This window comes from Rheinheimera sp. B2H12, assembly GCF_059620065.1.
Genome location: NZ_CM184363.1, coordinates 1,710,391 through 1,736,182, shown reverse-complemented (window position 1 = coordinate 1,736,182; position 25,792 = coordinate 1,710,391). Strand labels below are relative to the sequence as shown.

The following is a 25,792-nucleotide window of genomic DNA, read 5'->3' as shown; positions in this document are numbered from 1 at the left end:
TCCTGACTAACCTCTTACTTTATTTCTGCGCTGCGCCAGCAAGTTTTTATTTTTTTTGCCAACCTGTTTGGTGTCATCAGACCCATCGGATAACTGGTCGATATAGGCAGCCATTTTTGCAATGCTCGTGTATTCAAAAAAACTGAGTAAATTAATCTGTCGACCAAAGGCCTGGTTTATATCCTGTTCCAACTTGGGTAGCATCAACGAATTGCCACCGGCCTCAAAGAAGTTGGTATGTATATCAAACTGAGTACTTTCCAATATATTCAGCCATATACCCGCCAGCGTTTTTTGTGTCTCGCTTGAAGGCTGTTCGCCCCCGCTTGTCTCTGTCTGCAATTCCGGCTCAGGTAACGCTTTCCGATCCACTTTACCATTGGCATTGAGTGGCCAGTTGGCTAGAGTAATAAACTGTGTCGGCACCATATAATCAGGTAGCACTTGTTTTATTTCCCTAATGACTGCTGCCACGTCAAAGTCTTCTGCTTGCACAGGCAGGACGTATGCCACCAGTTTCTGTTTTTTCCCGTACCCTGATACTTTCACAACACATGAATGAACCTGAACACAACTTTGCACATGATGCTCAATTTCACCCAATTCGATCCGAAAACCACGCATTTTAACTTGAGAATCCGCACGCCCAATGTATTCAATCTCGCCATCATCCCGATATCTCACCAGATCACCGGTTTTGTAAAGACGTTGTTCTAGCCACTTGGGAGTTACAAACAATGTGTTGGTCAGTTCAGCATTATTCCAGTACCCTCGGGCCAGCCCCTCACCACCAATATACAGCTCCCCGATACTTCCTTGAGGGATAAGATTCGCTTTTTTATCTAGTACAAAGAGTTGCGTGTTTTGAATTGGTCGACCAATAGGAACCACGCAGTCTGTCACGTGAGCGGCACAATCAAAATAGCTCACATCTATCGCAGCCTCAGTTGGGCCGTAAAGATTGTGTAGCGCAACATGACGAAGCTTGGTTTGCGCTGTTTGAACTATATTCGGTGACAACGCCTCACCACTGCAGAAAATTGCCCGCAGACTGGCGTTTTGTTCAGCTTTTGCCGATTGTAGATAGATTTCCAACATTGAAGGTACAAAGTGGATGATAGTTATCGCTCGCTCTTGAATGAGTTGGCTCAGATATGTTGGATCCTTATGCCCCGCTGGTCTTGCCATGATGAGCCGGGCACCATAGCCCAAGGTCCAGAGAAACTCCCAAACCGAAACATCAAAATTAAACGGCGTTTTTTGCAAGACATGGTCTTGTTGAGTCAACTGATATTGATTCTGCATCCAGTCCAAACGGTTGTACAACGCGCGATGCTCAATCATGACACCCTTGGGATTCCCTGTGGAACCTGACGTAAAAATAATATACGCCAAGTTATTCGCACTTTGCCCAGGGAGCTGAACCGGGTTACCAGTTGCTGCATTCTGCCAATCGTTGTTTGGGTGTTTGGTGTCATATAACTTCAGCCCTTCGTGAGCACTAAACACATGGCTATTATCTAGATATAATTCAGACCAACTCAGCACATAACGCATCTGTGTCTCACGCATGAGTTGAACCAGGCGTTTTTCCGGTAGTTCAGGATCCAGCGGTACATAAGCGCCTCCCGCTTTTAAAACTGCCAAAATAGCCACCACCATTTCTATCGACCTTGTCATATAGACCCCTACCAAGGTGTCGATACCGACACCATCGGCTCGAAGCTGATGTGCCAGTTGGTTCGCCTTTATGTTTAACTCTTGATACGTGAGTTGTTCATTCTCATACTCGAGCGCTATGCGTTCAGGATACTCGGCGGCGCAGCGTTCAAACATGGAATGAACCAAAGTCGTCTGGTCGAAATCCTGTGCAGTATTGTTGAACGTCGTGATCAGTTGGTGGCTTTCCGCTGCCGTTAACATGGTTAGCTCAGCCAGCTCAATGTCTGGCCGGGACAAATGTGAATATCGGCCAGTAAGATCCGTCAGTAACTGACAAAGATGTCTGTCTAGCCGTTCGATATAGGCCTGACTGAACAGTTCTACATCGTAAATCCATTCAAAGAAGACACCGTCTTGGCGCACATCGACGCGTATGTCCAAATCAAATTTTACCTGAACATCTTGTGCAAACACTGGCGACATCTGAATATCTTCAAGCGTGAAGGCGTCATCTGAACCACTAAAGCCATAGTCGGAGTTCGCTGTCAGCATGATTTGAAAAATAGGAGTATTGGATCTGGTGCGAGGCACCTCCAGCCGGTCTACTAGTTGCTCAAATGGAACTTGTTGATGACTTTGTGCATCCAGATGCACTTGCCTTACGTGCGCCAGATACTGCTCCAAACACGCCTGCTCAGTGCTGACTCTAAGTGGTAAGGTATTCACAAAGAACCCGATCAGCGATGTTAACTCAGGCAGTAACCGATTCGCGACTGGCGTACCTATCACAATATCCTGACTTCCGCTATGTCTGGACACGGCAAGGGCCAACATCGCATGCACTAACATAAACCATGTCATCTGAAGTTCAGCTGACAGCCGCTGTATACCTTGGGAAACTTCGGCTGACAAACCACCTGTAACTCTGGCGCCGGTATGATGCTTTATTTCTGGTCGCGTTTGTTTCAGTGGTAAAGAATGTGTGGCCGGGGCATCAGCCAACTGAGTCAGCCAGTAGTCAAAATGCGCTTGCATCATGTCTGAACCTAACCAGTTGTTCTGCCAGATCGCGTAATCCGCGTACTGAAGTGGTAGCTCAGCTAATGGTTCGGGTTGTTGATTCACTATGGCTTGATATTGTGCAACAAACTCTCGTAACAGTACATTCATTGACCAGCCATCTGAAGCTATGTGGTGGATGTTAAATACGAACACACCGCGCGGAGGCAGGGTTGCACTTCTGTCCGCCGCCTCCAGCAGAATATAATTGGCGCGCAGAATTGGATCCCGGCTCAAATTAAAAGGGGTCTGAATTTCTCTATTTAACGTTTCTTCCAAACATCGCTGTTTCTCCTGAGCTGGCAGTAAACTGATATCCGTACAAACAATTTTGAAAGGCTGCGCTGAACCTATTGACTGAAACACCTCACTACCAACTTCCACATAAGATGTCCTTAATACTTCATGCCTTTTCACTAACCGGGAAAAAGCCTCTTCAGCCACTGTAATGTTAAACTCGCCAGTTAAATGAAAAGCTAACGGGATATTATATTCCGCACTACTGCCCTGTATTTTATCAATCAGCCACACGCGCCTTTGTGGATATGACAACGGTACTTGCGCCAGCACATATTGGCTTTTTACTATAGGTGGAACACTTGGCATCGATGCGGACTGCTCAATGATTTGAGCCAACACATCAATGTATGGTGATTCAAAGATTTGCCTGACGGCTAACTCTTTACCTAATCGAGCCCGAATTTCCGAAACCAACCGGACAGCCATTAATGAATGCCCTCCCAGTTCGAAGAACTGCTCACTAACACTCAGTGTAGATGCGTCTCTTCCCAGCAACTCTGCCCAAATAGAAACCAGTTCAGCTTCAGTTGCGGTTGAGGCTGTTACGATGGTTTTATTGTAATGTGCCGCTGAGGGCTTGGGCAGACTAAGTAAGTCAATTTTGCCATTCCGGGTCAGCGGCAACGAATCCAAACGTATATAAATGTCAGGTACCATGTAACTGGGCAGGACACTCAATAGTTTTTTCTTCAGCATCAAACTGGATATATCTGCAGATTCATTTGCATAAACCAGATACGCCACCAACGATTCCGTACCATTTTCGCCACTGGAAACTGTGACCTTACACGCACTGATGGCTTCAATTGCCAATAAATGGTGTTCTATTTCACCGGGCTCAATACGATACCCCCGTAGCTTGACCTGGTGATCGGCGCGTCCTTTACATTCAATTTCTCCGCGTTCGCCAACGACACCTAAATCTCCGGTAAGAAAAGCTGGGGCACCATCTACAACAACAAACCCAGAAGCCTCTTTTTGTGTCGACACATACCCATTCGCCACCGCCGCGCCTGAGATCAATATTTGCCCGGTCACGCCATCTGGCACAGGGTTCAAAGCGCCGTCCACCAGTTGAACCGACACCCCATCGATGGGACGGCCGACTGGCGCATACACACTGGTTGTGGCGGCATCAAAACGGCTCCATAACACATTCGACATTACTTCTGTTGCACCGTAAAAATTAAAGATCTCTACGGTGGGGAAGCGCTTGGAAAATGCTCTGGCGTAAGACGATAACAGTAGCTCACCACATACGTATACTTGCTTCAGGCTGGTTAAACCTGAACCAGGCACTAAGGTATCGCTTAATGTCTTCAGATACGAAGGCGTGGTTACCATTCGTGTTACTTTAAGCTGATTCAACTGCTGCCAAAAGGCACGAGGTTCCAATACGATATCGCGTGGGAACAAGACAAGATGGCATCCCGAACACAAAGGCATTAACATTTCCCAGACACTGCGAATAAATGCCATAGAGCCAATGTGTGCCATCACATCTTTTTCATCACAAGGCAGAGTTCGCTGCATCCATAAAATCCGGTTTATCAACGCACCGTAATTGCCTATTACACCTTTGGGTCGACCGGTAGAGCCGGATGTGTAGATAATATTTGCTTCGGTATGCCGCGGCACCATCGCCGTAAGCGGATTGTCAGTATCTGCATTCTCCAACATGGCGCTCACATCTGCTGCGTCAATGACAAAGTACTTGAGATGGTCCAAACTTTGGATCCATGCATGCTTTGCTAAAGTCTGCGTATCTATTAGCACCAATCCAACACTGGCATCTTCCAGCATGTACCTGATACGTTCTGCGGGCAAGTCATCGCTGACAGGCACACAACAGGCTGCCAGCTTGAACAGAGCCAAGCACGACTGAACGCGACGCTCTCCGCGACCAATCATCACAGCGACCCGGGTTCCAGCATCAACAAGATAATGACCGGAGATCACATGGGCAAGTTGATTAACCTGCTTATTAAGCTCGGCATACGTGATGGTTTTATGCAAAAAGCTGAGCGCTGGTTTAGCCGGGTGCAAAGCCACCTGTTGTTCGAACATCTGCTGAATTGAACCCCGGCTCACATCATCGATACCGGCATTGTGATCGTGATTAGCCAATCTTTCAGGAGCTGTATGCCAAGGGTGGTCCAATATCGGCTGGTGCGGCGTATTTATCAATCGGGCTAGCAACGCATTGAACTCTGTTGCAAAAAACTCGATCTTCTTGGGCGTAAAAATGCGCGCGTCGTACACCCAGCGCAACTTCAAAGGATGTTGTTTGTTAGTTGGTTGCTCAACCATATACAGTGACAAATCAAATTTACTTTGGGTATCTGAATCATAAATTTGACTAAACTTGACCCCGTCCAAAGGCGCTGTAACCGTTTCTGTATTATCAAGGTTGATCATCACCTGAAACAAAGGTTTATACAGATGATCTCTTGGCGGTTTAACATGGTCCACAATTTTGTCAAAGGGTATATCGACATAAGGCGTAACAGCTCGGTGATCTTCCCTGGTGCGGTGTAATAATGTCAAAAAGCTGGGATTGTCTGAGAACTCACAACGAAACAACCGGGTATTAATAAACAGACCAATCAAATAGTTCAATTCAGGCACCGGACGTCCGGCTATCGGAGAACCTATCACAACATCAGTTTCATTACTCAAACGGCCAATGTGTATCGCAAACACCGACTGCATCAGCATAAACAACGTGGTTTCAGATAATCTGCATAGTTGTGTCACCTGAGAAAACAGCTCGGCGGACAAATGACGCTCGACTAAACCACTGACTCTGGGAGTATCTGCTCTTGCCTTATCGAGCGGCAGATTATGACACAATGGCGCACCCGCCATATAGTCTCCCCAAAACTGCTGCTGCTCAATGAGCTTCCCACCAGACAACCAGCTTTTTTGCCAATGAGAATAGTCGATATACTGAATACCAAGTGGCGGCAAGGCGGGCTCGAGTGAAGACTTAAAAGCGCTATAACAAGCGAAAAACTCCTTGATCAATACACCGATAGACCACCCATCTGAGGCGATGTGATGCATATTAAAAAGGATGATACTCTGTTCTATATCATTTTGTGCGGGCAGTGCTACATAACCAATGCGAATAAGTAAATCACGACTCAGATCGTAGGGTCGGTCATTAAAAGCCGAAATCAATTTGTCTATACGAGCCTGTTGTTTTTCCTGTGAACTGAGCGATATTTTAAATCTTTCAATGCCAAAATCGAAGGTCTCACGGACCCGCTGTATGCCTACACCTTGTTGCTCACTGAAAACGGTGCGTAGCGCACTATGCCTTTGAATAATGTGCTGAATTGATCTCTCAGCCACAGCGATATCCAGTGGTCCTTCCACACCAAACGCGAACGCGATATTGTATTCCAGCGTACCGCCAGCCATTCGGTCAATAAACCAAAGTCGTTGCTGCGCATAGGACATTTCCGATTCAACTGTATTTAACGGCACAATTTCTGGTAATTCTGCACGCGGGCTCACATGCTGATTTTTGATAAACTGAATGAGCCTATCTCTGTTTGCGATTAGCGCTGCGCGTAACTCTTCCCCTATTCCAACCTTAGGTATCTGGCAGACTAGTTTGTCATCCTGGAGACTAAGCTTAACGCTTTTTTCTTTCAGTTGGCTAAGTAGAGTTACCACATTCATTTCAAACGTCCTCATACAACTCAATTTATTTTTATAAACTCTATTTTGAGTAAAACATTGCCTATGCCGTGGTCAACCAGATGTTTTGCACTCTGTCAGTCACAACTGTGCATAAACAAATTGCCAGCATGGATCGGGTTTAACCAAATGGGATTTTTAAACGCGTCAGCGTTATAACCACAAGTCCCCACCGGTTGAATTAGCGCTGTTCACAATTAAGTAACCGCAGCCATGTTTGAACGAATCGGTGGTAACCTTAAAACCTGATTTGTTTGCAAGGTGTTAGCTTCAAAGCATTGCCTTCACAGTTGCAATGCGGAGCACATCGCCGTTTATACAATTTATCGTGCGGTACGAACAAATTGCCCAGCCAGCATATTTTATAAAACGATCAGTTCGAGCTTTTCAATTAGAATGCCTGTCAATTAGAATGCCTGTTTACCAAACCAGACATCACTTTAGCGAGTGGCCTTTGTTAAAATTAATTCACCCAGTCTAGATGCTTGACACGGATTTAGCGCTATCTGTGTTCAAATCACAGTTATAACAAAAATCACTGTGAGCTGAATCATTATTTTATGTTCGGCACACCATCAGTCGGCGATGTCACAAAATTGATAACAAGATTACCTTAACACCTTTAAATCAACTGGACAAATTGATTGTGCCACCAGACTTGCTGATGGCGCAACATTTTGGCCTAAATGACAAATGTCTCTGTGTCGTCACTCATCTCTTCAGTCATGTCTGCTTGACGTAACCATAGTTTGGCCTCGATTAATTCACAGACATTTTCTATCGTTGGACTTTCAAGCAGCTCCACAAGTGAGATATCGACTTTGAACTCCTGTCGAATGTAGTTTATAAGCGCTGCAGCGATCAGGGAATGTCCGCCGAGATCAAAGAAACTATCCCGGATCCCCACCGACGACACGCCAAGGGCTGTTTGCCACTGCTGGCACATTTTTTCTTGTATTGGTGTAGCTGGCGCATAATATTGGGTATCAAGCGCCGGACGATCACTAACATTGTGAGTAAACGTGGAGTCAAAATCAGCGCGATCAGATACTGAACGATCCCAGTTGAGACCTAATTCTGAGACAGTCATCACCACTTGATTACTGTTAGATAAGTCTGTACAGATATCCATCAACTGCCTTTTTAACTCCATAATTGCCACTAGTTGCTGCTTTTGACGGTCCCTGTTCTTTCCTTGCCAGTCAATATCAATAACGATCTTGCCATTGACAAATGGCACCGCCGAATCAGTCAGCGCCGCGATATCGTCTATCGTTGCCAGCTTGATGTCGGACCTATCTGATACTGCCCAGGTATTCACCGGCTCAATCCAGTAGGTTTTACGTTCAAACGGATAAGTTGGCAGCGGGATCCTACGCCGCTTTTCTTCGCTATACATTTGCTGCCAATTAATCGCATAACCAGCTAACCACAGCTGCCCTATTGCCGCAGTAAAAAACTCGATATCTTGCTGCCTCGAACCATATCCAGGCAAACTACTGACCACCTGAGCAGACTTTACCCCCGAAGTTGCAACGAGTTGAGCTAAGGCGCCACCGGGCCCCACTTCCAAGAAAATCCGATCGTGCTCATCAGTCAGTGTTTTAACACTACGATAAAACTGAACAGGCTGACGCATATGCTGCTGCCAGTACTTGGCGCTGGTCGCCTGGTTGTCGCTTATCCAGTCGCCAGTCAAGTTAGATACAAATGGAATGGCTGGCGCGCTAAGTGTAATATCGTCAAATACACTCGCAAAACTGGCTGCCGCTGACTCCATGGCGGATGAATGAAACGCGTGGGATGTTTTTAATAAGCGACAGCCTGTGCCCTGCGCAGTCAACGTTTCCATCAGCGCCATTATTGCCTGAGTTGATCCAGACAACACCACGGCTTTGGCACCATTAATTGCGGCCAATTCTATCTCTTTCGACAGGAAAGCTTGTGCTTCTTGTTCACTAACTGCAACTGACAACATACTGCCAGTACTTTGTTCAGCCATCAATTTTGCACGTTGACAGACCAGTTTTACAGCATTTGCGAGAGAAAACACGCCTGCAATACAGGCTGCAACATATTCTCCCAAGCTATGTCCGATCATCGATTCAGGCTTCACACCTTTCGAAATCCACAGCTGGGCCAATGCATATTCAGTGGCAAACAAGCTCAATTGTGCCAAGCGGGTGTCTTGCAGAGCACAGTCCTGAGCTTCCGACTCACCAAAAAGGACGGGTCTGATATCTGATTCACCATGCGTTAAAGCGTACTCTGCACACTTGTCTAGCTCCAACCGGTACACTGCTTCATTCAAGTATAGGTTTTTAGCCATTTGGACATATTGACTACCTTGCCCAGGAAACATAAAACACAGGTTGCGTTCAGTCTGTTTTTCCCTGCTGTGCAACTTGATGAGAGGCCCAGCCCCACCCTTGGCAGTAACTCCCGGCGTATTAATCAACTGCTCACACAATTCCTCGACACTTCCACAAACAAAATAACGGCGGTATTCAAATCGATTGCGTCCCACTTTTAGCGTATAGGCGATATCGGCCAAAGTCCAATCAGCATTGTCTTGCAAAGCGTTATGGAGATTTTTACCCATTTGTTCCAGCGCAGATTCACTTTTTGCCGAAAGCACAATAAGTTGGGGGCCAGATGCAGAAAACTCCTGATGCCTGAACGGCGCTTCCTCTAAAATGATGTGAACATTGGTCCCACCAATACCAAATGAACTCACTGCTGCGCGCCTTGGATGCTCGGATGCGACCCAAGGTTGCAAAGTGTGGTTGACGTAAAAAGGACTGTTCGCAAAATCGATTTTAGGGTTTGCCCGCTCAAAGTTCAAACTCGGTGGCATATATTTATGTTCAAGGGAAAGTGCCGCTTTGATAAGGCTGGCCACACCACCCGCCGTAACCAGGTGACCAATATTCGTTTTTACCGAACCAATGCCGCAGTATTGTTTTTTAGCAGTATGCTGCCGATAGGCTTTAGTTAAGGCCGATATTTCAATCGGATCACCAATATTAGTTGCAGTTCCATGACCGTCAATTAGCTCAATCGTCTCAGGCGAGATGTTCGCCACGGCCAAAGCTTCACTAATCACATTAGCCTGACCTTCTGGACTTGGGGCTGTATAGCTTGCTTTATTAGCACCGTCATTATTGACCGCCGAACCGATGATCACGGCGACTATGTTGTCGCCGTCGTCGATAGCATCCTGCAAACGTTTCAGCGCAATAACACCCAGTCCACTGCCAGAAACAGTTCCTGAAGCCCGTTCATCATAAGCACGACAATGACCGTCACTCGCACCTATACCGCCTTCTTGGTAATACAAAGAATCAGAATTTGAAATTGAGATGTTAACGCCGCCAGCCAAGATCAAGTCATTCTGGAAATTGAGTAGGCTCTCCCGTGCCAGATGTATTGCCACTGCTGCCGATGAACACAAGGTGCTGACACTCATACTGGCGCCAGTGAAGCCCATTTTGTAGGAAACTCGGGTAGCAATAAAGTCTTTATCGTTACCTAATTGCGTTTGAAAACTACCGACTTCTTCAAGCAACTTTCTATTGGGTAACAGATTACTTTCAAGATAGCCGCTAAACCCGGTGGAACCAAACACACCAACTCGACCGCGGTATTGTTCGGTACTATAACCGGCTTGCTCGTACAACTCCCAACATGCTTCTAAAAAGAGTCTGTGTTGCGGGTCCATGATTTCTGCTTCCCGCGGGGACATGTTAAAAAAGCTTGCATCAAAATCGCGGATGACCTCATCTGCCAATGTCGCTTCTGAACTCAAAAAATTAGGGTTCTCATCGACAAAACTTGCAAAGCCACGCGCTCTGAGTTCGTCACCATCAACTATTTTAACTGACTCCAAGCCCCCCTTCAGATTGTCCCAAAAAGCTTTTGTGTCATTCGCATCCGGAAACCGGCAAACCATACCGATGATCGCCACCGATTCATCAAGAACACCATCAAATTTATCGCCTGTCATCTTAATTCCTTTAACCACATTTAACGTACGTTATGCCGTCTGCGTTGTCTGGCACTCTTCATTTGGGCAACACGTTGTGCCAGGTGATCTTGCTCTGCTAAATTGCTACTTGACGAATTGTCGATAAACTCAGCCATGGTTTTAATCGTGGGGTAGTTGTATAAATCAGCGATCGCCAATTTAGTCTCGTTAAAAGTTTCGTTAAGCTGACTATGTATTTGCATCAACACAAGCGAATCACCACCCAGGTCAAAGAAATTATCCAACACACCAACTTTTTCAAGGCTTAAAATTGATCGCCATATCGCTGCAATTTTCTGCTCTGTGGCACTCTTGGCTGCCACGAAAGCGGTACTCAGTTCCGGACGAGGCTGGAGTTCTCGTACCGCATCTGGCTCATCGAGCAGATTTTCAGATTCACGATAGCGCAGTACTTCTTGTGTTATGTCCAGATGAGTCACCACCACAGTTCGTTCAAAGCTCGCAACGGCATGCTCGAATGCTGTAATAGCCTCTTCATTGGATAAGCCTTTCAGTTCCACCTCAGCTAGCCCAACAGGCTCAACCGCTATTGCATCATCTGGTGCAATACGTTTCATTTCAAAACCGTCAACGCAGAGTAAAATGTCACCATTTAGCGCCCTGAGTTCGATATCAAAACGCAAGTTTTCTTGCTCCGTATCGGCTGCCGATACACGTTTGACCCAGCTAAAACAGTCCGCTTCCAATGGCCGGAACTGGCGTACCCGCTGGTAAAACAGCGGGATGTAGACTGCATCCTGATATACACTCGCAAGAAATGCGGTCGCACAATCAATCAATACAGGATGTAATTTAAATAAATCTAATTCAGATGTATATCCTTTAGCAATGCTTAGCTTAGCAAGCCCCTGTCCGTCGCCATAGTACACCTCTTCAAATACATCCCAATGAGGACCGGTCTTGATGGCAGCATAAGTAGTCAACTCGCGGTGATCCGCATCCAACTCTGCAATACGTCCTTTCACATTCAACACTACTTTTTGTTGGCAGTGCGAGATAATCTGCTGCAGATCTACAGCAGGTTGTTGTGCAGGTATCGAACCAGCGTTGACCAGTTTACCAGTGGCATGTTTTACATATTCCCCTTTACCTTTTATCCGGCTCTGCACCGTGAATCTGTAACCCTGCTCCAGTTCTTCCAACTGGGTTTTCAGTTCGCACCAAGCCACGTCATTAAGCGACAGTGGAGCCATAAAATACACATCCTGCAGTTCACAGCCCGGCGCGCCGATGACTTGAGCAGCATGCAGTGCCACATCCAAATAGGCAGACCCAGGAAGCGTCGGTTTGTCCAACACTCTGTGTTCCGATAGCAACCAGCATGACTGAGCACTTAAAAACGAAGTAAATTCAAACCTGCCATCCTGTTCCCGGGTCAATTCACCCAGTATCGGGTGTACTGAATGCAAACTCATGGCCGGATTGTGGGCATGAAGAGCCATGCCGACTTCACGCCATGCCTCCCAATTAAATGTAATGACTTGTGCAGAATGTTGAAACAGCTCAGAACTAGGACATGCATCTAAGAACGCATTGGCCGCACAATAATCCACCTGACCAAAGCCACCTAACAGCGAAGTAATCGACGACATCAGCCCGACAAACTGAAGCGGCTGCTCCTTTAAAAACTCCGCCAATAGCCGCGTACCGGTTACTTTAGCTGCCAACACTGCATCCATTTCAGCTTTTGACTTACCGAAGATAGCCCCACCTGAGGGCACTCCGGCACAGTGCAGTAACCCCTGTATCGGACCGAATTTTTGTTTCGCAAGTGACAGAGCCGAGGCCAAATCAGCACGCTGCGATACATCGGCAGTGATCAACTGAATGTTCGCACCTTCGTCTTTCAACGCTGAAATCTGTTTTATACTATTTTTCAAGCTAAAGGGGGTATTAGTGGCGGCTAGGACCGACGGCCACATGTCTTGCGCTGGGAAGGAGGTCCGACTCAACAGGGTCAACTTAGTGCCTTTGACCCTCGCCAATCGTTTCGCCAAAGTTAATCCAATGCCGCCAGTCCCCCCCGTGATGACAATGTGATTTAGTTGCAGTCTCGTGTCGAATTCCTGTGATGCCGAACCAGGCAGGTCGACCGAACTGAACGAGCGAACCCAGCGGTATCGCCCTCTGTAAGCCACTACTTGTTCGTATTGCTTCCTGCATGTTTCACTTAACAAGATATCAGCCAGCGTGTTGTAGTTTGTTGCATCCGAGTTCAGATCAATATGCTGAGTTTCAAAGTAGCTATTTTCTTGTCGTATCACCCGTATCGCCCCAAGCAAAGTGGCTTTTACCGGCACGGTTTTTTCTACCCCTACAACATCCTGTACGTCAGTAGAAACTGCTATCAACCGGGTCGCATGTTTCAGCCTTAACTGGTTATACGCTTGACAGATATAGATAAAACTGTAAAAACCAAAATCCAGAGCTTGCTGTTCGTTCTCGTCAGTAACTGTGACAGGTTGGCAATTAAGTGTATGAACCAGATAGTCTGGCAGACGTTGAAGGTTACTCAACTCCTTGAGTACATCAACATAATCTGCAGCCTGTCCAGGATTTATCTGATAATGTCCTGCGGCCACGCGTTGAAACTTCGAAGCAACCTCCAGTTCGATCACTTCTTGGTCAAGTTCCTTCAGACGTGCGACTAAATGCAGGCTTTGTGGATCACGAAGGCTAAGCACAAGCCAGGTTTTACCAACTGGTATTCCTGCTTTAAGTTCGTCCATTTGCGCATTCTGCCATGCCTGCCGGCTCCAGTCGTGCCGACTGAGTTTTACTCCTTGAACTTGCATGTCTGTCAGTGCTGGCCGGTTGTTGCTTACTTTCTTTGGTAGGAAAACCTGACGGACAAAAGGATATTCAGGCAAAACGACCCGATTTCCTTTGTTTGTTGCTACCGGAGAATTTAATCTCGGTTTGATTCCGCTGACATAGAGGTCAGCTAAAGTTTTTCTCAATAATAAGCTTTCATTAACTTCGCCACTAGCTGGGATACTCAATGTACTGACAGTCTGCGAACTGGTCTTATGCTGTTTGACTAAACCACTTAACACCGCTTTGGGGCCTACCTCAATAAAACAACAATCCTTTTCAATGAGCCGTTCAATACCGTCCGAGAACCTCACACATTGACGAATGTGTCTTGCCCAATATTCCGGGTTTGTCGCCTCTTGCTCGGTGATCCAAGTCCCAGTGACATTTGATATAAAGGGAATTCGAGGTTGGTTTAGTTGCTCGGCTGACACCGCGTCAGCGAAGCTATTCAGCAAAGGCTCCATTGCCGCAGAATGAAAAGCATGCCGGCTTGCCAGGTATTTAGCGGATATCCCCTGTTGTGATAGCACATGTAAAAACGCATCTGTCATACTCCGCTCGCCAGATACAACACAACTTGTTGGCGCATTGACAGCTGCGATACTAAGACCTTCAGGTAACTGAGCCCGCAATTGTGTTTCGGACGCTGCAACTGCCAGCATAGCCCCAGACGCCGAACCAGCCATCAGCTTGCCCCGTAAACACACCAATGCCATCGCTTGAGCCGGTGAAAAAACCCCGGCGACTGTCGCAGCAACCCACTCCCCTAAACTGTGACCAATCATGGCTGCCGGCTGAACATCTTTTGACATCAGCCACTTTGCCAAAGCATAGGACAAGGCAAATAATAATGGTTGCGTGTACTGAGTGTCGCTAATCTCATCTGAGCTATGCCAAGCATTTAATAATGCCCGTCGGTCAGCATCAGGAATCACCTCGAACAACTCATCTATTGAGGCCCGTAACTCTGCGTTATCTCGGTATAACTGACGGCCCATGTTTGCATACTGCGAGCCCTGCCCTGGAAACATAAACACTGTCCGCGCTTTAGTTGCCTTACCGCGGCTTAGTTTAGGCAGGTTTTCAAGTAATGCTTCCGCTGAATCCACCACACACGCGGCCCGATATGCCAGATGCTTTCTGCCTCTGTCCAAGCTGATGGCGATATCCGAAATCGATAGGTTCGGTTTATTTATTAAATATTCAGCCAATTTCTCAATAGACTGGGACAATGCATCGTTGTTGCTCGCGGACAAGCAAATCAACTCGCCGTCGGGTCCTGATTCTGTCTGTATTGTTTCACCACAATACTGCTCCAGAATTACGTGCGCATTCGTTCCTCCAATACCAAATGAGCTCACACCTGCCCTATGTGGCCACTCGTCATTTGGCCAAGGCCGAAGCTGGTCAACCACATAAAAGGGGGATTCAGCAAAGAGCATCTCTGAACTACTTTCCTGATAATTGATACTTGGCGGCAGTTGATCTCTATAGATAGCCAGAGCCGTTTTGATCAAGCCGACCACACCAGCGGCAGCGCCTAAATGCCCTAAGTTACTTTTTACTGAACCAATCCCACAATAATTCCGCAGATCAGTGGCGAATGCCTGAGTCAGAGCACGTATTTCGATCGGGTCACCCAATTTTGTTCCCGTGCCGTGGGCTTCGATATATCCCAACGTTTCAGGTTCTACTTCAGCCATTTCCAACGCAGCTGCAATAACCTCGACTTGACCATTAACATTTGGAGCAGTATAGCCCGCCTTAATAGCTCCATCGTTATTCACCGCGCTGCCCTTGATAAGGGCATAAATATGATCGCCATCACGAACCGCTTCGCTAAGACGTTTCAATACGACTAAGGCAGCACCATCGCCAGGTACGGTCCCTCCCGCACTTTTGTCAAAAGGGCGGCAGTGTCCATCCTGAGAGTAGATCATCCCCTCCTGATAGATATAGCCCTGAACATCTGGTAGCGTTTGCAGCGAATGAGTGGACATTTCGACGCCACCTGCAAGCGCAATATCACAATCTCCGGCAATCAATCCCTGAACGGCAAGATGGACCGCCACCAATGAGCTGGAACAAGCGGTTTGAACAGTAATCGCCGGACCTTTTAGATCCAAACTGTGCGCCACTCGAGTATTAAAAAATTCCTGCCCATTTAAATTACTTGCTTCATAATTGATAGCCAGGGACTCAGTTTGCCCCTGTAAAAACTGGCTAGTCCAATAGGGATTGCTTCCTGCGCCACCGTAAATTCCTACTTTGCCACCGACCGCCTCCGCTTGATAACCAGAATTAGCCAATGCCTGATACGCAGTTTCGAGATATATTCGCAACTGGGGATCCATGAGCTCAGCCTCGCGGTTACTAAACCCAAAAAAGCCAGCCTCAAACGCCATCCCATGATCAATCAGTCCCTTTGCAGGTACATAATTGGGATCTGTGTACAGTTCTTTTTTGATACCAGCAGCATCCAGTTCACTGTGACTAAAAAACCGGACGCATTCTCTGCCCTCTGATAAATTTTGCCAAAATGCATCTAACGTATCAGCACCCGGAACGCGCACTGACATACCAATAATTGCGATTTCAAGGCCTGTTTCCGGGTAAGAGTGTTTAGGCATGATCACTATTCCTTTTTATTCTTTTTATTAATCTTTGTTTCGCCTTGTCTAATTCAGGCCGGGCATTAGGCTTTACGATTTCGCTTTGTTGCAATTCAATAAAACGCGCCAAAGACGCCAAACTCGGGTATTGGAAAGCATCAATAGCCGAAATGCTCTGGGCCCCATCTTTGTTGATATAAGCAACTAAATTGACCAAATCCAGCGAAGTCAGACCGAGATCAAAAAAGTTGTCGTCTGCTTCGAAAGGATGCTGAACCAGTGACTGCATAAAGCCAGCAATCTTTTGTTCAATCGGGGACACAAAAGGCGGCTGAGCTAACTGCTTCAATGCCCGGCCTTCAGGCTTAGGTAATCTCTTGCGATCCTTTTTACCACTGCTAGTCAGAGGGAATTCGTTAAGGAAAACTACCTGATTGGGTATCATATACGCAGGGAGCCGTCCAGATAAAAATGCACGAACCTGATGAATTGAAAGCGCCTCATCCTGATTCTGACAATAAGCGACAATACGTTGATTCTCAGCGAGCACCAGACTGTCGTTAATATTTGGGTGACTATTCAGAACAAACTCGATTTCACTGGGTTCTATACGATAACCGCGGATCTTGATCTGATGATCGCGTCGACCCAAATGCTTTAACTGTCCTTGTTTTGAGTAATACCCTAAGTCACCCGTTGCGTAGAGACGTGACACCTCCAATGCCAGTAAGTAAGCTGGGAGCCTATCTTTTCCAATGAATGCATTCGCAGTTGCCTCAGGCATATTGACGTATCCTGCTGACAGCCCAGCCCCAGCGATGTAAATCTGCCCGACACTTCCCTTTGGAACCAAAGATAGATTGTCATCCAATATAAAAATTTGCGTATTTAGTATCGGTGTTCCCAAATGAATATCTGGATACTCCGACTCAGTCGCCACTATCTCACCGCAACTGGACCAAACCGTAGTTTCTGTTGGTCCATACATATTCCAAAGCTGACAGACCTTTGGCAGAAGCAACTTAGCAAGGTCTCTTGTCATCTCCTCACCTCCGCAAAGCGCCTTCAACTGCCCATTCCCTTGCCAGCCACTGCTCAATAACATACGCCATAAAATCGGAGTCGCCTGCATCAGGCTGATGCTGTGCGTTCGAATCACCTCTGCCAGCGCCAAACCGTCTACATTCTCTACATTGTCGGCAATAATTACCTCTGCTCCGAAGCACAGCGGTAGATAGAGTTCTAACACTGATATATCAAACGACATAGGGGTAACTGTAAGAACTCTGTCTTCTGCTGAAATACCTGGAGTTATTGCCATAGCATAAATGAAATTCATCAGTGCACTGTGGCTAATCTCAACTCCTTTGGGTACACCTGTTGAACCCGAGGTATAGAGAATATATGCACTACTTTCAGCGGTAATTCCTGTGTCAACATAAGGATTGCTCGGCCAAGTGCACTCGATGCCCGACGTCAACCTTAAGTGAGCCATCCTGTACCAAGTGCTTTGTACTGGACGATGAACTGAGTCTATAAGCAGACTAACTTTTACATCCTTGAGAATTGCGTCAAGCCTCGCAGCAGGTGTCCCAGGGTCAATCGGCACATAGCAGGCTCCTGCCTTCATAATTCCAAGCAGACAAACCAACAACTCAGCCCGCTTTTCCAGACATACAGCCACCCTGTCGCCTGCCGCGATTCCGTGACCATGTAACATATGGGCAAACTGGTCCGCTCGCCTGTTCAGCTCTTTATAGCTCAGTGAGTTTTGGCTATCTGTAACAGCGATTTTTTCCGGTCGTATTGCTGCTTGCTGCTCAATCCACTGCCAGACCCCCTTTGCCGCCGGAACTTGACGCTTTTCACCCTGAGCTAATGCTAATAGCTCTGCTGTTTCTGACGAATTCACAATGCTCAGCACGCCAACTGGTTTTGATGGCTGGTCAATGAGTTGCTCCAACAACCTAGTGAAACTCGTGTTTAGGTTGTCGATGCTATTTTTCTCAAACAGTCCAACGTCGTATTCCCACTCGGCAATGAAGCCAGTCTTTGTGGGCATAAGGTTCAAAGTAATATCAAACTTGGCAGATTTATGCGGTGTATTTATTGGTGTTACCTTCACGTCGCCAAGCTCCAGCTCTTCTGCGGAATCTTCATGAAAAACGAAGACAAGTTGGAAAATTGGCGGGAACTGCGTAGTTCTGCTTGGGTTTAATCGCTCAACCACCTGTTCAAATGGTACTTCTTGATTTGCGATGGCGGAATAAATTGTCTGTGTGTTTTTCTGCAGTGTTTGTTCGAATGTTTCGCTTTGGTCAAACTGACTACGTATCGCGACCATATTCATAAAACATCCGACCAAAGGCGCAAGTTGACTCCGGTTCCTGTTTGCGACAGGGGTACCTATCACAAGATCATTTTGGCCACTTTGACGGGCGATCAGTAAAGCAAACGCCGTTTGCAATAGACTAAATTCCGTGACACCACGTTCTGCACAAAATTTCGAAATTCTGTTACTTAGTTCTGCTGTTAGCCTGTATCGTATTAAAACTCCAATCCCAGCCTGTTGCTGAGGCCGTTCAAAGTCCAGCAGTAGCTGGTGGCACAGAGGCGCATTCTCAAGTTGCGTTTGCCAATACGTAAGCTGCGATTCGTACATTGATGAGTGCTTATACTGCCAATTTGCATAATCTTTGTATTGAATGCCAAGCTCAGGCAAAGAACCCGACTGTGTATACAGTTGAGAGAACTCCCTAAGGAGCAAAGACACAGACCAGCCATCGGCGACAATATGATGTAAGTTAATAAATAGAACATGTTGGTCTGGGGTCTGTTTTATCAAATGAAAGCGCACCAGTGGACCAGTGTCGAGCTGAAAACGCCGCTCTGATAACTGGTTGAGCAGGTCTTCAAGGGGTCCAGACCACTCATCAAACTCATGATGGAACAACGGTAGCGTCTTTGGCGAAGCATCTAATAGCATCAACTGTGAATCATGCAGTTCGTAATAGCTCGACAGTACCGGGTGTCGGGTCATCAGCGTTTGCACCGTTCTTTTGATCCGGTTCACATCCAACGGACCACATAAAGTAAAGCCTTTATACATATGGTAGGTCGCTGGATGGGTAACAGCCAATTGCTCCTGTAACCATAATCGTCTTTGTTGGCTCGAAGCAGGCACAACAGCCCCCTCCTGAACCGGCACAATGATGTCGATGTGACTTACTTCGTTGGTCATGACATCAGGAAGATACGCAGCTAAAGTTGCAATGCAGGGGTCTTCGAACAGCAACTTAATATCCAAATCAAGGGCAAAATCTCGCTTCAACTGGGCATTGAGACGCAATAACAACAGTGAGTTACCTCCCAACGAGAAAAAGTTCTCGTAAATCCCAATTGTCGGGGCTGGTACGCCCAGTAAGTCACTCCACATTTTCTGCAATATTTGCTGACGTTCATCAGTAACAATATGCACATTTTCTGCCTTCATTGGATTGGGCAGATTAATCCGGTCAATCTTACCATTGACCGTTAGCGGCCATTGGCTCAATTCCAAATAGTGTAAGGGTTGCATATACAAGGGCAGTTTGCTTTTAACCAAATGTTCCAGCTCATGTTGGCAATAGTTGATGGCAGGAATAATATAAGCAACCAACGAGGTCTGTCCTGAGGGCATAACTACCGGCGAGACAATTGCCTGCTCAACCCCAGGGCTTTGAAGCAACACAGACTCGATCTCAGATAATTCAATGCGGTAGCCGTTCAGGCTCAGTTGGTTATCTTGTCTGCCAACAAAAATAAGTTCGCCAGCTTCATTGTATTTGACTCGGTCGCCGGTTCGATAATAACGAGTTGCAGGATCACTAGCGATGGGTTTAAACATCTGACGGGTCTGGACATCGTTATCCCAATAACCCGACGCAAGTGCAGGCCCTCCGATATAGAGCTCCCCTTCACAACCAGGCGGAGTCCAAGCACCGTATTGATCTAAAACAGCAAGTTTTCTCGCACCGACGACCTGACCAATTCGTACTTCTTGCTGATCTAGGCGAGTAATGAGTTGAACACAAGCGGAAATGACTGCTTCAGTCGGGCCGTATGCATTCATTAGTTGACATTGTTCTGACGGGCCAAATGTGAACCAGGATTTGATAGTTTTGGTTGGCAAGGCTTCCCCACCAACAACCAGTAAACGCAAGTTACTAGCCTGCCACTGAAGGCTCCATTCATCTGCCAGCCACTCTGACAAATAAGCCACAGACACATCTGTAACCGTTACTTTGTGACATTCAAGTAAGCTAAAAAAAGTAATGGCATCCAACCTAGACTCAGACGCCAGACAAACTGTCGCCCCAGAAATCAAACCAGCAAAAACTTGTTCGGCAAAGGTATCAAAACTAAATGACGCAAGCTGCAAAATATTGTCAGCCGTGTTCAATTGTAGCAAACTAGCCATATCACAGATGTGAAGAGCAAGCGCACCATGGCTCACCACCACTCCTTTGGGCTGCCCTGTTGAACCTGATGTATAAATAATATATGCCGTATCTCCATCAGTTGGTGCTGATACATAATTACCAACTTCGGCTGAGACTCTGTCTTTTTCTTTAATAAGATTTACCTTTGAATCAAAAAACTGAGACGGCTGATCATCCTCAACAAGTACAGCACTCAACTTGCTGTCTTCTATCATAAAATTTAATCGCGCCCGAGGGTATTCTGGATCCAATGGCACATACGCTGCCCCCGATTTCATTATTCCCAATGTGGCCGCCAGCAAACCAGCTTTGCGTGAGAGCAGAATCCCGACCCGGTCGCCCTTGCCTATGCCTTTTTGATGGAGCAAACACGCCCATTGTTCAGCCTGAGTATTTAGCTGCCTATAGGTTAAAATTTCAGTCCCACATGTAACCGCAACTTGGTCAGGAACCCTGCTAGCTTGATTAGCAAACAGCTCAGGAATGAACACCGTGTTTGCAACGGGCTTTTCTTCCACATTATTCAAACGTGCGCTGTAATTCTCTATCTGGTGCACAGGCAAGAGTTGCATCTCTGCCAATGACAGCTCCGGTTGCAATCCCCCTAGCTCCAAAACATTTAATAGATACGTATTGTAACGAGCTATCACATCGCTACTAAATAGATTTTGATCAAATACCCACTCTAGTACAAACTCTTCTTGCGCCAGATGAACTCTCAACTCAATATCGTAAACTGCTAAGGCCCATTGAGTGTCGTAAGGCTTAATTTCAGCTCTCTCTAAGCAAAACTCTCGATATACCGAATCATCTGCGTCAAAAGAAATCATCAGTTGGAAATATGGATTCTTGCCAGGAACGCGTTGAGGATTCAATTGCTCAATCAAGTAGTCAAATGGGACAGCTTGGTGGGCTAAAGCTGCATTTTGAAAAATAGCATTTTTCAAAAGTTGTTCTTTCCAACTCGTTTCACCGGCAAATTGCACCCTAAGTGGTAGCATATTAACAAATAAACCAATGATGTGCTGAGTCTCATGCGTGAGACGATTTGCCGCGGGGGTGCCAATGATGACATCATTCTGGTCACCGCAGCGCGCAGCAACAAATGCAAACGCTGTATTAAACAGAACAAATTCACTGATTTTCAACTGCCGGCTCTGAGCTTGAATCAGACCGACTAATTTACTGTCAAGACGGCTAATGTAACGCCCACACTTGGATTTAAAATCAACCTCAGATGCCCGGTTCTGACTAATTGGCAGCCGATGCATCGAAGGAGCCCCATCCAATGCTTGGCGCCAGAACGCAACACCTTGCTGCAATTGCGTTGCAAATGTCTCTTGGTTTTGCCAGTAACACACATCAGCATAGTCAAATGTCGCCACCTGTAAGCCTGATACCTCTCCTTGCAACAACGCTTTGTATTCATGCTGAAACTGTTGTAGCAAAATCGCCAGAGAAAAGCCGTCAGCAGCAATATGATGTATCAAAAATATCAAAATCCCGTGCAGCTCAGACCTAACGAACCACCCTAGGCGGATAGGTAATTGATACGTCAAATCAAATGGTTCACTACAGAACTCGCTGACCGGTTCTGCAACATCCTGATTAAATCCCCTCAAGTCTTGAACATTGATGGTAAAGGCCTTGCCAACATAGGCTTGGGAAGTAATATCTTTTCCAGTTTCTCGATAAACTCTGGACAATATGTGGTGCCGATGTATCAGATTGTTCATCGCCTGCTCAGCGACAAGAACATTAAACTGACCATTTACTTCAAAAGCGACAGGCATATTGTAGACAGATTGGTTCTTCACTATCTTTTGATGAAGCAACATTGCACGCTGAGCATACGAAACTAGATTGCGCTGTGTGTCTGGCGCACAAACTAATGCCTGCCGGGGCACTGCACAGGTTTGAATTCTGCCAGCCATTTCTTCCAAGTTTGCGCTGCTAAATACGGCAGAAAGTGGTAGTTGCACATTAAACGCACGATTAATTTCGTTGAGTAAATGCGCGCATTGGATTGAACGCCCACCTAAATCAAAAAAGGAAGAGTCGCGACCTATCAATTGCTTCGGACATCCCAGCACTTCAGACCAAAGTGTTGCTAAAGTATGTTCATACTCAGTGACACAAGTCAGTGTCGAAGTGCCCGTGCTCCAAGGTTGTATCTGCGCCAACGTTAATCGGTCTACTTTGCCATTAGGCGTGAGCGGGATCTGCGTCACGATATGAATATGAGATGGCAGCATATACGCAGGTAACGTGGACGCAAGTTCACGTCTGAGCTCACTTTTATCTATTTCAGTTTCTGGGTCCTCAGCAACTATATAGGCAACAAGCACATTGCCTGTGTCCGCCCGGATAGCCATCACCACAGCATCTTTAACAAAGACGCTTGCTCTTAAAGCGACTTCAATTTCTCCGGGCTCAATACGAAATCCGTTAATTTTTACCTGCTGGTCGATACGACCCAGATAGTCCAACCTCCCGTCATCCCGCAGTCTCACCAGATCGCCGGTTTTATACATCCGTTGTTCGGGACAAAACTCGGGTCTCACAAACCGCTCTTCAGTCATGTCAGGTTTATTATGATAACCTCGTGCAATACCACGGCCACTTAAATAAAGTTCTCCGGCGATTCCTGCCGGACAAAGCCTACCACGTTTGGACACGACATAAGCCTGAGTTCCGGTGATCGTTTTGCCGATATCTGGTCGCTCCTGGATAGCGTGCTCAAATTTTTGCACAGTTGAATATGTCGTGTCTTCAGACGGCCCGTAAAGATTATTCACTGCTTTGCACTTTGTACGTGCAAAAACCATATTCACTAAATCCGAAGAAAGGGCCTCTCCCGCTAAATTGATTGTTAATACCGAATTTGAAATTGCGGCATTGTTCACCAGCGCTGACATGGCTGATGGGACGGTGTTAATCAGACTCACCGGAATATCTTGTGTCAGCAAAGTCAGCGCATTTTCAACCAGATAGATACTGTGCCCCAAACTCAAAGGCACAAATATTTCAAATACCGACAGGTCAAAATTAATTGAGGTACTTGCAAGTACCTGTGACAACTCTTCAGGCGCAAAGTATTGCTCTGCCCATTCGATTAGTGCCGTCACATTGCTGTGGCAAATTTCGACTCCTTTTGGCTTGCCCGTAGAGCCTGAGGTATAAATCAAATGAGAAAGCTGTTCGCCACCCTTGAGTTCAGGTCGCTGAAATCCTTGTATGTCGCAAGCTGAGTCATTCAAAACCAGTTGATGCAAGCTTTTACCCGTTAATTCTGCTCTGTATTCATTAAGGATCACTACTTCCGCTCCCGAATCTTGCAGAAGTTGTTCATTACGCGATTCCGGATAATTCAGATCCAGCGGAACATAGACGCAACCAGCAGTCAGTACGGCCAGCAAGCTGGCGATCAAATCTGGTGTTCTCGGCAGGTAAATCGCTACTTTCTTTTCTGGCGCCGGAGATAATTCAAGTAACGCTTTCGTTATAACCGTTACCCGGTCTGCAAGTTCTCGGTAGCTCCAACTCCCTTGTTGCCAATAAATGGCTGGCGCTGTCGGATCTACGTCGACTTGATGCCAAAAGTAATCCTCTATCCTGGCATGCCGATTTTCTCCGAGCCCAAACTCAGGCTGCAGAGCCCCAGATCCATAACAATTCTGCAAGAGAATTGATTTAATTGGGGGTTCTGCACAGACAACCTGCTCGCACATTGCTGTCAGTCGCGCCAGCACCACCTCGCCTTCTTTTTGGGTAAAAAAGTTTAAATTAACATCTAAATGAAACTCGACGGTTTGCCCATCACCATACTCCCAAACAGTTAGCATCAGCGGCAGCGCTTCATGATCATGTGCCACATATTCAATCACGGCGGTTTGGCCGTCAAATTCCAAATGACTGTCTAATTTCAGATAGCTAAATGCAACTTCATAAAGGGATTGTCTGGAGGCATTCAAATTTGCCAAGATATGCCCAACAGGAAATCTCTGATGGCGCAAATCGGATTTCTGCCGTCGGCTAATCAACTGTAGCAACTGAGTGAAGTTTTGTTCCGCTTGCACTTCGACCGTGAACGGAGTCATTCCAGCGAACATACCCAGCATTTGTTTTTGTTCAAAGTTTTTTCTATTGTGTACCGGCAACCCAACGGTCACTTGGTCTCGCTCGTAAGCCAAACTTAGATAGCTCACGAACACTGATAAATAGAATTGTGAGGCACTAACCTTATGCTCGAGTGCCATGTCGTTAATGGTCTTTACTAAACCTCTATCTAGTAACTGTTTCAGACGGATGCTTTTTTCCATCTTTTTTTGCTGTAGCTGATAATGCGGAGTAAACATAGGTGTTTCGGATAGCACCAATTGTTTCGCCCAATAGCTTTGATCTTTTTCGTATTTACTACTGGTTATATATTGTACATCCTGTTCAACTACAGATTTCCACTTGTCATTAAATTTACTGATATAACAATTATCGTTGTAAAAATCATTCAATCGACGAGCCCAGTTGGCAAAGCCCCATCCATCCATCATCAAATGATGTGCGATTGCTACATACCAATAATGAGATTCTCCAATTTTTACAAAAACGCTGCTAAACAATTGAGCATCATGCAAAGTAAATGGTCTTGAAAATGCTTCTTTGAGCCAATCTTCGGCTCGTCTTTTTGGTGTGTTTTCGCCAGAAAAGTCTATTACCAGCAGTGCGGAATCTCTGCTTTCTGGCGCAGCGAAGTATTGACTTACTTTTTGCTGTTGCTCAGTAATTCTTAAGCCAAATATATCTTCGCTCAATATCATAGCCCGGTGAGCAGCGACTACTTTGCCCTCATCAATCCCATGCATGTTAATAAAGCCACCAACATTATAAAGTGGTATATCTGGCTTTTTTAACTGGTCAAAGTAAACATCTTGCTGAGCAAGACTCAAATCAAAATAACCTGACAAATTCATTACCTGAAAACCACCTTGTAGTTTGGCATTTCGAAACTCCCGAATAAAAAACAGGCGCATAAAAGAAAATGCGCTTGGAGGAGTAACAGCGTTAAATATTAACAATAGAAAAAACGGCGCCGACAGCGCCGCCAA

4 protein-coding genes are annotated in these 25,792 nt (G+C 46.2%); all 4 read right to left on the bottom strand.

The window, feature by feature from the left end; genetic code table 11:
• Nucleotides 1-6: 6 nt before the first annotated feature.
• Complete coding sequence (locus tag AC53GJ_RS07615) at nt 7-6,711, bottom strand: amino acid adenylation domain-containing protein (protein WP_496732010.1); 6,705 nt, start codon at nt 6,709-6,711, stop codon at nt 7-9.
• Nucleotides 6,712-7,411: 700 nt separating this feature from the next.
• On the bottom strand, nt 7,412-10,735 hold the full coding sequence (locus tag AC53GJ_RS07610; RefSeq protein ID WP_496732008.1) for a type I polyketide synthase: 3,324 nt from the start codon (nt 10,733-10,735) through the stop codon (nt 7,412-7,414).
• A 20-nt stretch (nt 10,736-10,755) separates the two neighbouring features.
• A complete protein-coding gene (locus AC53GJ_RS07605) occupies nt 10,756-16,224 on the bottom strand; it encodes a type I polyketide synthase (protein WP_496732006.1) in 5,469 nt (1,822 codons plus the stop codon).
• The gene (locus AC53GJ_RS07600) at nt 16,217-25,792 is read right to left on the bottom strand and encodes a non-ribosomal peptide synthetase (protein ID WP_496732004.1); all 9,576 of its coding nucleotides are present in this window, start codon (nt 25,790-25,792) and stop codon (nt 16,217-16,219) included. Before AC53GJ_RS07600 ends, AC53GJ_RS07605 begins: the two co-directional genes overlap by 8 nt.

What these genes read in the sequence shown, in the direction of transcription:
- AC53GJ_RS07610 (WP_496732008.1), bottom strand. Translation starts at nt 10,735, where the DNA reads ATGACAGGCGATAAATTTGATGGTGTTCTTGATGAATCGGTGGCGATC.
- AC53GJ_RS07605 (WP_496732006.1), bottom strand. Translation starts at nt 16,224, where the DNA reads ATGCCTAAACACTCTTACCCGGAAACAGGCCTTGAAATCGCAATTATT.
- AC53GJ_RS07615 (WP_496732010.1), bottom strand. Translation starts at nt 6,711, where the DNA reads ATGAATGTGGTAACTCTACTTAGCCAACTGAAAGAAAAAAGCGTTAAG.